This is a genomic window from Roseivirga sp., from assembly GCF_965216855.1.
Classification (GTDB): domain Bacteria; phylum Bacteroidota; class Bacteroidia; order Cytophagales; family Cyclobacteriaceae; genus Roseivirga.
Map to the genome: position 1 here is coordinate 3644223 of NZ_OZ244204.1, position 13321 is coordinate 3657543.

Annotated in this window: 17 protein-coding genes and 1 tRNA gene; 14 read left to right on the forward strand and 4 right to left on the reverse strand. The window is 42.4% G+C overall.

Going from position 1 to position 13321, the window contains the following annotated elements; all coding sequences use genetic code 11:
* Window positions 1–16 precede the first annotated feature (16 nt).
* The 4 genes from ACOOEY_RS16125 to ruvC form a co-directional block, all read right to left on the reverse strand.
* Window positions 17–958 (reverse strand): HipA domain-containing protein, encoded by a 942-nt coding sequence (locus ACOOEY_RS16125; protein ID WP_420385752.1) that lies wholly within the window; start codon window positions 956–958, stop codon window positions 17–19.
* Window positions 948–1286, reverse strand: coding sequence for a HipA N-terminal domain-containing protein (locus tag ACOOEY_RS16130; RefSeq protein ID WP_420385753.1), 339 nt, complete (start codon window positions 1284–1286; stop codon window positions 948–950). Before ACOOEY_RS16130 ends, ACOOEY_RS16125 begins: the two co-directional genes overlap by 11 nt.
* Entirely contained in the window at window positions 1283–1492 is a 210-nt protein-coding gene (locus ACOOEY_RS16135; RefSeq protein ID WP_420385754.1) for a helix-turn-helix domain-containing protein, read from the reverse strand. Before ACOOEY_RS16135 ends, ACOOEY_RS16130 begins: the two co-directional genes overlap by 4 nt.
* A 165-nt stretch (window positions 1493–1657) precedes the next feature.
* The gene (gene ruvC, locus ACOOEY_RS16140; protein ID WP_420385755.1) at window positions 1658–2212 is read right to left on the reverse strand and encodes a crossover junction endodeoxyribonuclease RuvC; all 555 of its coding nucleotides are present in this window, start codon (window positions 2210–2212) and stop codon (window positions 1658–1660) included.
* A 68-nt stretch (window positions 2213–2280) separates the two neighbouring features.
* Here ruvC and ACOOEY_RS16145 point away from each other — a divergent pair, with 68 nt between their 5' ends.
* The 14 genes from ACOOEY_RS16145 to ACOOEY_RS16210 all read left to right on the forward strand — a co-directional run bounded on the left by ACOOEY_RS16145 (window position 2281) and on the right by ACOOEY_RS16210 (window position 13268).
* Entirely contained in the window at window positions 2281–3393 is a 1113-nt protein-coding gene (locus ACOOEY_RS16145) for a glycosyltransferase (protein WP_420385756.1), read from the forward strand.
* Window positions 3390–3644, forward strand: coding sequence for a hypothetical protein (locus tag ACOOEY_RS16150; RefSeq protein ID WP_420385757.1), 255 nt, complete (start codon window positions 3390–3392; stop codon window positions 3642–3644). Before ACOOEY_RS16145 ends, ACOOEY_RS16150 begins: the two co-directional genes overlap by 4 nt.
* Window positions 3645–3646: 2 nt before the next feature.
* Window positions 3647–4873 (forward strand): SpoIIE family protein phosphatase, encoded by a 1227-nt coding sequence (locus ACOOEY_RS16155; RefSeq protein WP_420385758.1) that lies wholly within the window; start codon window positions 3647–3649, stop codon window positions 4871–4873.
* Window positions 4860–5483 carry a polysaccharide deacetylase family protein gene (locus ACOOEY_RS16160; protein ID WP_420385759.1) on the forward strand — a complete coding sequence of 208 codons (624 nt, stop codon included), beginning with the start codon at window positions 4860–4862 and terminating at the stop codon, window positions 5481–5483. The genes ACOOEY_RS16155 and ACOOEY_RS16160 overlap by 14 nt, the downstream gene beginning before the upstream one ends.
* On the forward strand, window positions 5480–6571 hold the full coding sequence (locus tag ACOOEY_RS16165; protein ID WP_420385760.1) for a glycosyltransferase: 1092 nt from the start codon (window positions 5480–5482) through the stop codon (window positions 6569–6571). The genes ACOOEY_RS16160 and ACOOEY_RS16165 overlap by 4 nt, the downstream gene beginning before the upstream one ends.
* A 1-nt stretch (window position 6572) precedes the next feature.
* Window positions 6573–7340 carry a TatD family hydrolase gene (locus ACOOEY_RS16170; RefSeq protein ID WP_420385761.1) on the forward strand — a complete coding sequence of 256 codons (768 nt, stop codon included), beginning with the start codon at window positions 6573–6575 and terminating at the stop codon, window positions 7338–7340.
* The gene (locus ACOOEY_RS16175; protein ID WP_420385762.1) at window positions 7333–8394 is read left to right on the forward strand and encodes an asparaginase; all 1062 of its coding nucleotides are present in this window, start codon (window positions 7333–7335) and stop codon (window positions 8392–8394) included. The genes ACOOEY_RS16170 and ACOOEY_RS16175 overlap by 8 nt, the downstream gene beginning before the upstream one ends.
* Window positions 8395–8485: 91 nt before the next feature.
* A tRNA-Ser gene (locus ACOOEY_RS16180) sits at window positions 8486–8573 on the forward strand.
* 153 nt (window positions 8574–8726) lie between these two features.
* Entirely contained in the window at window positions 8727–9524 is a 798-nt protein-coding gene (locus tag ACOOEY_RS16185; RefSeq protein ID WP_420385763.1) for a MotA/TolQ/ExbB proton channel family protein, read from the forward strand.
* Between the two features lie 24 nt (window positions 9525–9548).
* Window positions 9549–9911 carry a hypothetical protein gene (locus ACOOEY_RS16190; protein WP_420385764.1) on the forward strand — a complete coding sequence of 121 codons (363 nt, stop codon included), beginning with the start codon at window positions 9549–9551 and terminating at the stop codon, window positions 9909–9911.
* Between the two features lie 4 nt (window positions 9912–9915).
* The gene (locus ACOOEY_RS16195; protein ID WP_420385765.1) at window positions 9916–10578 is read left to right on the forward strand and encodes an ExbD/TolR family protein; all 663 of its coding nucleotides are present in this window, start codon (window positions 9916–9918) and stop codon (window positions 10576–10578) included.
* 1 nt (window position 10579) lies between these two features.
* Complete coding sequence (locus ACOOEY_RS16200; protein ID WP_420385766.1) at window positions 10580–11041, forward strand: ExbD/TolR family protein; 462 nt, start codon at window positions 10580–10582, stop codon at window positions 11039–11041.
* Window positions 11042–11112: 71 nt separating this feature from the next.
* The gene (locus tag ACOOEY_RS16205) at window positions 11113–12414 is read left to right on the forward strand and encodes an MFS transporter (RefSeq protein ID WP_420385767.1); all 1302 of its coding nucleotides are present in this window, start codon (window positions 11113–11115) and stop codon (window positions 12412–12414) included.
* 128 nt (window positions 12415–12542) lie between these two features.
* Window positions 12543–13268 (forward strand): hypothetical protein, encoded by a 726-nt coding sequence (locus tag ACOOEY_RS16210; protein ID WP_420385768.1) that lies wholly within the window; start codon window positions 12543–12545, stop codon window positions 13266–13268.
* Window positions 13269–13321 lie beyond the last annotated feature (53 nt).

Sequence of the window (13321 nt, forward strand, 5' to 3'; positions counted from 1 at the left end):
TTTTGGCCTATAGGAGTTACGCGAATAATCTTTGATACCGGGATTCTAAGGTTGAGATATACCTGTTAGTCATATCAGAAGATAGGAATGAGTTTTCAATCCACTGAATAGCTTGATGTTTATTGGACTTCATTCTCTGGAAAACCCCATCAATCTGTTTTGCCGTGAGCCCCATGCCTTTTGCAAAGTTTTCAAAGTTCGCACGACTAATGTTCTTTTTTCGTCCGTCAACAGTCAGTGCCAATTCTTCTGTGTCTTCAGGCAAAAGAATAGAGACATTCAGCATATCATAAGCCGGGGCTAATATCCATCCTGCTGGGCTATTGATCATAGAAAAGTTCTTGAGGTGCATATCATTATTGCCGGTAAGAAAGCAGAAGAGAGTTAATTCAAATAGGAAAACCTTATCTAGGAGCGTATTCTCAGAATACTCATTCAGCGCCTTACCAATTTTTTCCATAGAACCCCTGTACTTATCAAAGGCTTCAGTAATTTGAAACATATCCAGCATGTGTAACTTTTGTCCGCCCTCAGCTCTGTCAACCCTTTTGGTCAAATAGGCTAATTCACCGGAGGAGAGCCTGATTAAACTTGAGGGAACCGTGTTGATTCCAAAGGCTCCTGCTATTCGCATGGTAAGGTGTTCATTTTCAGGCATTTGTCTGAATTCCTTATTGGGAGGTTTGAAAATGTAGTTTCCCCCTAGTGCACCTAGCACAGTCAGCCTTCTCTTAGTGTTTTGTTGGGCTTCTTGTACCAAAGACATAGACAGTTTGGCCTGTACTCCCGGAACGGCAATACTTCGTGCCACAACTTCCTTAGCCAACTCAGCCATTTGATCGAAAGTATATGGAACGATTGGTGCTTCTTTAGAGCCAAAAAAACTCAGACTGCATTTTTCATGGAAGTCAGATTTACCATCTAGTTGCTCGTAGCAGTAAAGACACCTATTGCTCATCCTCGCTTTTACTTATGGGTACAACACTAACGGCTCCTATACAATTTTGACAACAGGCCAGGAGTAGACCCATTCTGTCATTTGTATTTATTTTCCAGTTTTTTGAAGCAATGTCTAGCAACCAGCCTTCGGGAATTAAACCTTCAAAAAATGGAAAAAGACGCTTATCCGTAAAAGGAGCTTCACTTACAGGCATGGTGAAGCAAAGAAAATCGTTAGGATGTTCCTTTATATAGTTTTTGTCGTATTGAAATACGTAGTCACCATCATCTGACTCTGTGATAGTTCCGGCAAACCAGTCCTTATAAAAAACGCTACCTTGTCTCATTGATTAAGTTCCTTTGTTCTGACAGGAGCCAGTTCATGGCCAAACATGTTGAGAACAAGGTTTACTCTATCCATATTCAGGTTCGTTTTGCCTTGTTCAATTTTTCGAATTACTGTCAGAGCAACACCAGCTCTTTCCGCAAATTCCAGTTGAGTCAGATTGGCCTGCTTTCTACGCTCTTTTACAAATTCAGCTAAAACACTCATTATATGCTTTTGAATATAATTCATGTCAAATATATGAAATTATATGCATTTAGATATAATTTATTTTAAATAAGTTAAATTATATGCATTTGCATATAATATGAATAACCAGAATTCTCTAATAAAGAAGAAGAGTGATTGACCAATCAACCAATTACCGATTCACTATTTGACCCTTCCCGGGTTTTCTGAAATAAAACTCTTCCAACTGGCAGATCGGGTTTGTGCCTGGCCATTCTGGAAATGATGGCACACAGCCACCGCCAGGGCATCCGTAGCATCGAGCATTTTGGGGAGTTCCTTTATACTTAACAGGGTTTGTAGCATAGCTGCTACCTGCTCTTTTGAAGCATTACCATTACCGGTAACAGATTGCTTTACCTTCTTGGGAGCATATTCTGTAATAGGAATATCTCTTGCCAGAGCAGCCGACATAGCCACTCCCTGAGCACGACCAAGCTTTAGCATGGACTGTATGTTCTTTCCATAGAAAGGGGCTTCTAATGCCACTTCATCGGGATGAAACTCCTCAATAATTGAGGTAACCCGTTCAAAGATCTTTTTCAGTTTGAGTTCATGACCTGCATACTTTTTCAGGTGAATAACACCAAACTGAAGTAAGCTCAGCTTTTTACCTTCCACCTTCAGGATACCATAACCCATTACGCTGGTTCCCGGGTCAATGCCTAATACAATCTTCTCCTGAATCGTTTTTGCCATGCCTCGGCAATATAATCAATCGTCTTGTTAGCAGTTTTTAAATTGAAGGGGATTCTTCAAATTGCGCTATGTTCATCGCTGCTGCCTTGCTGTTTTGCTATGTTTTGCTACTCTTTTGGTTGATTTTGCGATGGGGGAATCCTTCTCAGGATAGAAAAGGAGAGAAGAGTCATCTGGCGTGTTCAGTTTTAGTGCCTTTCAGAAATGAGGCAGATAACTTGTCAACTCTGGTAGAGTCATTGTCACGGCAAAGCCATTCCGGTTTTGAAGTCCTTTTTATCAATGATCACTCAACCGATGAGGGAGAAACGCTATTGGAGGAGTTGCTCAAAAGGAGCCCGCTAGAGGCCAGCGTCTTAAGCTTATCTGGTACTTCAGGAAAGAAAGCCGCCTTGAACGAAGGTATTCATCAGTCCAGTCATGATATAATTGTCACTACAGATGCAGATTGCACAATGGGTGCGGGTTGGTTAACAGGGTTACTGCTTCCATTTGATGATGAACAGGTACAGATGGTCCTGGGACCAGTTAACCTGAAAGGACAGAGCTTATGGCAAAAGATGCAATCTCTGGAGTTCAGTTCGCTCATGGCAATCACTTCTCTCAGTGCCTCTTTGGGCAAACCTCTGATGGCCAATGGTGCCAATATTGCCTATCGTAAAGCAGCATTCGAGCAGGTCAATGGTTTTCAGGGAATCGATTCGAGCCCATCAGGAGATGACGAACTGCTCATGCACAAAATCATAAGTCATTTTGGAGGAGGGGTGCTATTTAACCGGTCTGGAAATACATTGGTTTCTACCGAAGCCATGCCAACCTGGTCTGAGTTCAGGAACCAACGCATCAGATGGGCAAGTAAGTGGAAGGTAGGAAAAAGGCAGAATACCATGCTCTCAGCCTTGATGGTTTTGCTAATACAATTGAGCCAGTTGTATGTATTAATTCAGGTATTTGTGGAGGAGCGTTTTGCCCTCATGGGAGCTTTGGTTTTAGGACTTAAGTTCATTGCGGAAATCCTTTTGATCCGCCAAATCAGGAAACCGTTCAGCCTCAAAACTCCCATCACTATTTTCCTCCTTTGCTTCATATTATACCCCTTCTATGCCATTTATTTTGGACTTGCCGCTAACTTTAAGAAATTTGATTGGAAGGGCAGACAATATGCCCCGGTAAGTAGATGAGTGACGCGGAATTTGATGTGCTAGATGAGCTTTACTTTGTTCAACCTTTCTCTTATTTAACCGAAGAGTTGGACATGGATGAAGAAGAATTGAAACAGGTACTGTTTAACCTGCTGAAGAAAGGTTATGTGAAGTGCTTTTTCAATATGAATGATGAGGTTTTTGAAGATAAAATGAACTTCGATGCCGATTATCAGAGTTACTACTATCTGGCATCAAAGCAAGGACTTTTGGCGCACAACGGCCGTTGATTATGGAGTTTAATGCATTACAGACAAAATTTTACCAGAAAGAGCTTGAAGTCAATGCCTTGATGGAGATCACCCAGGCGGTGAACAGTAACCTGCCTGAAGAAGACCTCTACAAGATTTTTGAGTTCACGCTGAGGGCAAACCTTCAAATGGAAAAACTCTGTCTCTTTGTGAAAGAGGAAGACTGGGAATGCAAAGTGCAGTTTGGTACCAGCAAAGACTTCAATCAGGTGAGAATGGGCGATGCCTGCCTCAGTACCAGAAAGATCGCTTATATCGATCAGATGAACCTCGATGTAACCTGTTTCGAGGAATTTGAAATCATTATCCCGGTTTTGCATAAAGACAGACTCCTCGCTTTCGTCTTTGTGAAATCTATTGGTGATGAAATCAATGTAGATACCACTTTCATTCAGGCCCTCAGTAATATCATGCTGGTGGCTATTGAGAATAAGCGACTGGCAAGAAAGGAACTGGAGCAACAGGCTATTCAGCGCGATATGGAAATCGCCAAGAATGTACAGAACTACCTGTTTCCAAAAGAACTTCCCAACAATGATAAAATCCACATCGAAGCCTTTTATCAGCCTTGCCGGACGGTGGGAGGAGATTACTACGACTATATCACCCTCGATCATGAAGATCAGTTCGTGGTGTGTATAGCCGATGTATCAGGAAAAGGCATTCCCGCAGCTATTTTAATGTCGAATTTTCAGGCAGTACTGCGTACCATCTCCAGAACCGCAGAGAATCCGGTTCAGGTGGTGAAAGAGCTCAACTATCAGCTATGTATGAATGCGAATAGGGAGAACTTTATAACTTTCTTCCTGGCCGTGTATGATTATAAGAAGAAGAACCTCAGGTATATTAATGCGGGCCATAACCCCCCATTATTAATGAATGGAAAACCCGAAGTCGAAAAGCTGACGGTGGGAACTACAGTCCTGGGCGCATTTGAGCCATTGCCCTTTATTGAGATGGGAACTGTAGAAGACCTGGAAGAATTCTCACTTTTCCTCTTTACCGATGGCCTGACAGAAACCTTCAACAAAGATGAAGAAGAGTTTGGAAGCGAAAGACTGGAAGTGTTTCTGGAAGAAAACTATGGTATGCCACTTCAGGAACTGCATAAGAAACTTCTGGAAGAATTGCATGATTTCTCTGCCGAGAGAAACTTTTCTGATGACCTGACTTTCCTATCTTGTAGAGTCAATAATGCTTCCGTTTAAGACACCATTTATTGCACCTTATGTATATCCCGGTTTACTCTGGAAGGTGAAGACCGTGGAGAAAGTACTCTACCTTACTTTTGATGACGGCCCGATTCCTGAACTGACGGAATGGGTGTTGAGTCAGCTTGAACAACATCAGGCCAAAGCCACTTTCTTCTGTGTTGGTGAAAATATTATTAAGCATCCCCAGATTTATCGGTCAATCCTCAGTGCAGGACATTCCGTGGGTAATCATACACAGCATCACCTGAATGGCAAAAAGACAGAAGCCACTCAATACCTGAGTGATGTTGAAGACTGTGATCAGGTGATGACCAATGCAGGTAGTACTACCAGCCTATTCCGTCCTCCTTACGGTCGGTTGACTAATGTGCAACGAAAGACATTGCTGCAGCAGAAGACGATAGTCATGTGGGACGTGCTGACTCAGGACTATGATCAAAGTATTAATCCTGAACTCATTTTAAAGAAATCCATTGCTGCCACCTCTAAAGGTTCAATTATCGTTTTTCATGATAACCTGAAGGCAGAGCATAATTTAAAGGCTGTACTACCTCAATATTTGCAGCATTTTTCATCTTTAGGTTATCGTTTCGATGCCCTATGATGATTTTAATCTACATCATTGCGTCCGTTTATATCGCCATCTTTCTCTTTGAACTGATCCTGATAGGGCGCTTCAGAGTAACGCAGTTTTCCCATTCTGTCGAACCTGCAGACTGGCCCAAAGCTACACTGCTTGTATGTGCGCGAAACGAAGAACACAATCTTCCGAGGTGTATTGAATCCCTGATTGCGCTGGATTACCCAAAGGACAAGCTTCTGATACTGATTGGCGATGACAACTCGGAAGATGCTACCTGGTCAGTGATTGAGCAGTTCCAATCGTCTCATCCCTATATAAAAGGAGTGAAGATTCAGCATGAGCAGGAGGGGCTGATTGCCAAGGGCAATGTTTTGAATCAGTTGATCGATTGTTCCACAGATGAATATCAGGTCATCATTGATGCTGATATGGAAGTAACCAATCACTGGTTAAAGTCAATGATTCTGGGACTTCAGGAATCGGCAATGGTGAGTGGCTATACCCAAATTGCTCAAGGTGGCAGATATAGTCATCTGCAGTTTTTCGATTGGCGCATTGTATTGCACACCATGAAGGCCATGGCCGATACTTTTCGACCCATTTCTATTCTGGGTAATAATATGGGCTTCAGGAAGTCGGCTTATGATCAGGTAGGAGGTTTCAGAGCACTGGGGCCCACTGATGTGGAGGACCTTGGGCTTCTACAGCGATTTCAAAAGGCAGGACTCAAGACCAGTCAACTGGTGGTGAGTAAAGGAATGGCATACACACAGCCACAACAGACTTTTTCAGAGATGATTACACAGCGATGCCGGTGGATGAATGGAGTATTTACCCATCATTGGGTCTTAGGTATTCCAGCTCTTTTTGCCCGGCTTTGGATAGTGTTTGCTATAGTGGCTTACTTTTTTCACCCGGGCCTTTGTGCAGGGATTGTTCTCTATGGATGGTTAATTAACCTTTTCAAATACCTTCAGGTCGGAATGAAGACCAAAACCGGTCTTAAAACAATTCTGCTTGAACCGTTTTTTATCAGCCTTTTGGATACTTTTGCGTTGCTGAGAATAATATTCAAAGGTAAAGTAAGCTGGAAAGGAAGAAGATACTGAAATGATTGAAACCCACGCTCATATTTATGCCGAACAATTCAAGGAAGATATTGGTCATGTGATCGAACGGTCGCAGGAAGCCGGGATTGAAAAAATCATCATGCCGAACATCGACCATACTTCTATCGATGCGATGATGGAGCTGGAAGAAGAGTATCCTGACTACTGTATAGCTACTATGGGCCTGCATCCCTGCTCTGTTAAGAAAGACTTTGAGAAAGAACTCTATATAGTAGAGGAGTGGCTGAACAAAAGAGAGTTTACAGCCATCGGTGAAATGGGTACTGATCTTTATTGGGATACTACATTTGAAGAGCAGCAGATTGAGGCCTTTAAAATACAGGCGGAATGGGCTGCCAAATTAGGGAAACCCATTATCATACATTGCAGAGAGTCACTGGATCTAACCATTGATCTGGTCTCTAAGATTAAGACCGATCAGCTTTCGGGTGTATTTCATTGCTTTAATGGTACGGTAGAACAAGCCAATCGAATTATTGAGTTGGGCTTTTACCTCGGACTGGGGGGAGTCACCACTTTTAAAAATGCGGGTATGGATAAGGTAATTCCAGAGCTTGATGAAGACTGGTTGGTATTGGAGACGGATAGTCCTTATCTGGCACCAACCCCGAACAGAGGTAAGCGTAATGAACCTGCCTACCTGGAACTGATAGCCCAGAAGATTGCCGATTATAGAGAGATGTCCCTGGTAGATCTGAAGGCACAGACTACCCGAAATGCACGAAAACTATTTCAACTGAATGATTGAGGTAAAGACCATAGAGCACTTTGATTTTGCTGAAAAGGCTAAGGCCAGAGTCCTGATTATTTACACAGGAGGAACTCTGGGCATGGACTTCAATGAAAATGGTGCCCTTGCACCTTGCTCTTTCGATAGGATATTGAACAGAGTACCGGTCATTAAAGAGCTACAGGTCAATCTATCTGTGGTCAGCTTTAATGAGCCAATCGACTCATCGAATGTGCACATAGAGCACTGGCAGTTATTGGCCTCTTTGATTTATGAGCACTATGATCAATACAATGGTTTCCTTATTCTCCACGGAACGGATACCATGGCTTACTCTGCCTCGGCATTAAGCTTTATGCTGGAAGGCGTAAACAAGCCTGTTATTTTCACCGGAGCTCAGTTGCCTATAGCCTCACCCAGGTCCGATGCTACTGAAAACCTGGTGACTTCGCTGGAGATTGCCGCAGATCATAAAGACGGGCGACCGATCATCACAGAGGTATGTATTTTCTTTAACCATGTTTTACTGAGAGGGAACAGGGCTAAGAAAGTTGAAAGTCAGCACTTCGATGCTTTTGAATCAGAGAACTATCCCATTCTGGCCGAAGCCGGTATATCTATAGACTATCACTGGTCTTACCTGAAGCCTTACGCTGAAGATTTTGTACAGGTACATGCCGCCATGGATAACAATATTGCAGTGCTTAAGCTATTTCCAGGCCTAAACCAGACCACGGCTTCAGCAGTTCTTTTGTCAGATTCAGTAAAGGGGATTATCCTTGAAAGCTATGGGTCTGGTAATGTTCCTCATGAAAAATGGTTCCTGGACCTGCTTAGGGAAAGCATTGATAAGGGCAAGCTGATATTGAATGTTTCGCAGTGCAATGGGGGCAGGGTATTACATGGTAAGTACGAGACCAGCAGTGAGTTAGATAGAATTGGAGTGGTAAGCGGACATGACTTAACCTTTGAAGCTGCCACAGCCAAGATGATGTTTGTACTGGCTAATCTCGATAATATGAGGGATGCAAAAAAATGCCTGAGAACTTCAATAAGGGGCGAAATGAACTGATTTTTTGTGACTTACAAAAACAAAAATCAGCTTGCATAGTGATATAATTATTGATTTATTTGTTGCCCTGCGAGAAGCGCGACAACGAAAGGGAGAGGTGTCCGAGTGGTTGAAGGAGCACGCCTGGAAAGTGTGTATACCTCTAAAGGGTATCGAGGGTTCGAATCCCTCTCTCTCCGCAAGAGAAGTAGAATTGTTGGATTAAGATATGGAAACGATATTTTTCAAAGCCTTTCTTCTTCTATCAACTAAATCTTTAAGTATAATTTCTTTTAACAATAATTATTAATAATTTAGAAACCGTTTTAACCTTTATTAATCAAAACTAGACTATGAAAAAGTTATTCTCTTTACTGATGATCCTAGGGATTTTCGCCTTCGGATTTAATGCAGTTGCGCAAGATGGTCAAGATACGACTAGTACTGAGACAGCTGTTGAGGACACTTATCCAGAAACTCCCGATTATTCTGACGAAGTAGACGAAGAAGAAGCTGCTTCTTTCGATCAGATCATCAAAGAAAAATTCATCGAAGGTGATCCTACCTTTATGTCACCAGTACTTATCTGTTTGATTCTTGGTTTGGCTATCGCTATCGAAAGAATCATCAGCTTAAACCTTTCTACTACTAACACTGCTAAACTTTTGAGCAAAGTTGAGGACGCTCTTGAGTCAGGAGGAGTTGAAGCTGCTAAAGAGGTAACTAAAAGCACCAGAGGCCCTGTAGCATCAATCTTTACGCAAGGTTTGATGAGAATGTCAGAAGGCATTGAAATGGTTGAGAAATCAGTTATTGCTTACGGTTCAGTAGAAATGGGTAGACTGGAAAGAGGTCTTGTATGGATTTCACTATTCATCTCATTGGCTCCGATGCTTGGTTTCATGGGTACTGTAATTGGTATGATTGGTGCATTCGATGCTATCGAAGCTGCCGGTGATATCTCTCCTTCACTCGTTGCGGGTGGTATTAAAGTAGCCCTTTTGACTACAGTAGGTGGTCTTATTGTTGCGATTATTCTTCAGTTGTTCTACAACTACTGTGTGTCTAAAATCGATTCAATTGTAAACTCAATGGAAGATGCTTCTATCTCTTTGGTAGATATTTTGGTGAAGCACAACCTTTCAAAATAATTTCCACTCTAAAAGACATTTAATATGGATCAGGAACAGTGGGTAGATATAGGGCTTTACGCCTCATACATTCTGCTAGGCGTAGCGGCAGTAGCTGCTATTGTAATGAACTTGGTGAACTCTTTCGGGAACCCTAAGTCATTACTGAAAAGCGGAATCGGTGTAGTCCTTCTTGCATTGATTTTCTTCATTGGATACTCTATGGCTCCTGCCGAGTTCGGTGCTTCAACAGCCCGTGCTATGGAAGCAGCTAACATGGATCCTACCAGTGATAGTGCGGTAACTGCTTACAAATTAGTAGGTGGTGCAATGACAACTACTTTGGCACTTATTGTAATTGCCGTAGTTGGTCTAATTTATTCATCAGTAGCAAGAATTGTAAGATAAAATTATGGCTAGAAGTAAAAACAAAGGAAGTCAGGAAGTGAATGCGGGCTCAATGGCCGATATCGCATTCCTACTCCTAATCTTCTTCCTTGTGACTACGCAAATTGCCACTAACAAAGGTTTGACGCTGCTTCTTCCTCCGAAGAATGAGGATGATGAGCCGCTGGAAATCAAACAAAATCAGAAAAACGTTTTCAAAATTCAGATTAATTCTGCCGACAGACTGTTGGTTGAAGATGAGCCATTAGACGATGTTGGTCTAATTGGTGATATGGTTTATGATTTTGTATTGAATTTCGGTAGCCCTAGCAGCACCAAAAAAGGAAATGATGAAGTAAGTGATCAGGATGTGTATAATTCATTACCTCCAACTATGAAATCTTACATCACCAGAAACCTCGGAAAAGATGATTCATCAGATGGACCGGGAGCAGCGATCGTTTCCTTGAAGGCTGACCGTGGTAGTAGTTACGAGATTTTCATTCAGATATTAGATCAGCTGAATGCTGCGTACAATAGAATTTATGGTGAAAGAGTAGGTTTAACCGATGAGGAATTCAGAAAGCTGAACCGAAATGACCCGAAAGAAAAGGAATTGTACGATCGTGCCAGGGTAGGTATCCCTAAGGCGATTTCAATTGCAGAACCATCATCACAAGGAGGTTAATATGTCAAAGTTTAAGAAGAAAAGTGAATCAAGTCAGGATATCCCGACCGCTGCTTTGCCCGATATTATCTTTATGCTTCTGTTCTTCTTCATGGTAACTACCGTATTGAGAGAAACAGAGATTAAAGTAGAGCAAAGGATTCCAAGAGCGGAGCAATTGGTGAAGCTTGAAAAGAAAAAACTTGTGACTTACCTCTATGTTGGTAAGCCTAAAGATCAGTCTATGGGTACTGAGCCATTGATTCAGGCCAACGATGCATTCATTGACATCGGAGGTATTGTTCAGTGGATCAACCAGGAGAAATCTAAACTTAGTGAAGCGGAAAGAGATCAGATCACCGTTTCAATGAAGGTTGACAATGAAACCAAAATGGGTATCATTGTAGATATTCAAACTGAGTTGAGAGATGCAAATGCTCGTAAGATCATGTATGCAACTCCACAAAAAACAGAAAACAACTAAGCGAATAACTTACTATTTGTTAAAGAGAGACTGTTTATTCAGTCTCTTTTTTTTTGCCTAATTTTCTAATTATGAAACAGTCCATTCCACTGAATGATAAACGTACCACCAATGGTTGGTGCATGTATGACTGGGCTAACTCAGTTTATTCCCTGACCATTACCACAGCGGTTTTTCCTATCTATTATGAGGCTGTCACCAAACAGGCCGATGGAAGTAATATTGTCAGCTTTCTCAGCTTTCAATTGCCGAATACAGTACTCTATTCCTATGCCTTAAGTGCCTCATTTCTTGTCACCGCTTTGCTCATTCCGCTGCTTTCAGGTATAGCAGATTACTCAGGCAGGAAGAAGTCTTTCTTACGCATCTTTGCCTACTTTGGAGCCCTGGCCTGTGCCGGTATGTTCTGGTTTACCGGAGACAATGTGGAATTCGGAATATTGATGGCTGTGTTGGCCAGTATTGGTTACTCTGGTAGTTTGGTCTTTTATGATGCCTTCCTGCCCGAGATTGCCACCGAAGACCTGTTCGACCGATTAAGTGCGAAGGGCTATTCATTAGGCTATATCGGGAGTGTAATCCTGTTGATCATTAACCTGGTGGTGATTCAGATGCCGGAGGTCTTTGGACTACCAGACAATACTTTACCCTCCAGAATAGCCTTTCTTACCGTGGCTATATGGTGGATAGCCTTTGCTTCTTATGCGCTTAACAGATTGCCTTCAAACCCTTATGGAAAGAAAGCACAGGGGAGTTGGTTGATGAACGGATATACTGAGCTCAAGAAGGTATATGGAGAAATCAGAAAACTACCCCAAATGCAGAAATTTGTACTGGGTTTCTTTTTCTATAATGCAGGGGTTCAGGCGGTTATGTATCTGGCTTCACTGTTCGGGGCTGCTGAATTAAAAATGGAGACTGGGGAGTTAATCATGACAGTGCTGATCATCCAATTGGTAGCGATTGCCGGAGCCTATGGTTTTGCACATCTTTCAAAACTCAGAGGTAATATCTATTCCCTGGTATGCATGATCCTGATTTGGATAGCAGTCTGCATCCTGGCTTTCTTTGTGAGTTCCAGTTACCAGTTCTTTGGCCTAGCCTTTCTGGTAGGTTTAATTATGGGGGGAATTCAGGCACTGTCCAGGGCAACCTTCTCCAAACTTATTCCCGAAAACACTACTAACCATGCCTCTTATTTTAGCTTCTACGATGTCACCTTTAATGTGTCTATTGTTTTTGGTACACTGGCCTATGGACTCATCGAACACCTAACCGGAAGTATGAGGTACAGTGCACTAGGCTTGTCTGTTTTCTTTATACTCGGCTACCTGCTGGTTCGTCAGACCAAAATGAGTGTCAGGGAAGGCTGACTACTTCCATACATCTGAATCGCAAACGTTTGCAATGTAGAAAAGCCTTTCTGAGCATCCGTTGGTAGAGAATAATCCCTAAGATTGGTTAATAGTTCTTACAAATATTTACTGTTAACTAACTGATTATGAAAAAAATACTATCAACCATTCTTGCATCAGCGCTTGTTTTGGGTATTACTTCCTGCGGTGATGATTCAGGTGAAGATCCCATTGCATTGACTATTACTGCTCCCACAGCGGTGTCTTTAGGAGCTGGATTTGAGCAAACGATTTCCGTAGATGCAGCCGGTTCAGGCCTGGCTTCTGCCAGCATTCAGATAACCCAGGGTTCAACCACAGTGGTTACTGATGAAATGACTTTATCAGGTGATGAAGCTGACCTTGACTTCAGCTTTACCATCAATGCTACAGGCGACTACGATGTAACCTTAACTGTAACCGATGGATCAGGTGCTTCTCAGACAGCTGATCTGGTTCTGACAATTGCCTGTAAGCCAAGTCCGGCTTTTGTTGATGATACCAAAGTATCACTTGTTGCAGAAGCACCGGATTTTACCACCGGTAACATGGGATTAGTTGGAGACCTTACCCAATGGGCCGATGGTGCTGATATTGCAATGACTAAGATTGGTGCTTCGGATTGCTACTGTGCTCTTCTTGAGCCAGCTGATATTGCTACTGGTGGATTCAAGTTCAGACTGGACGGTACCTGGGATAAGGTTGAAAAAGATAGTGGCTGTGGTGAGATTGATAACAGAACAGCAAGTTCAGCGGCAGCTTCAGATACTGTATCTGTTGCTATTGCAGAATGGAGAAACAGCGACCAGTTCGGTGGTGGCTGTGGAAACTAATATTGAGTAAACAGTTTTCGGAGGAGGTCTCAAAAGCATTGAAAAGGGGAATA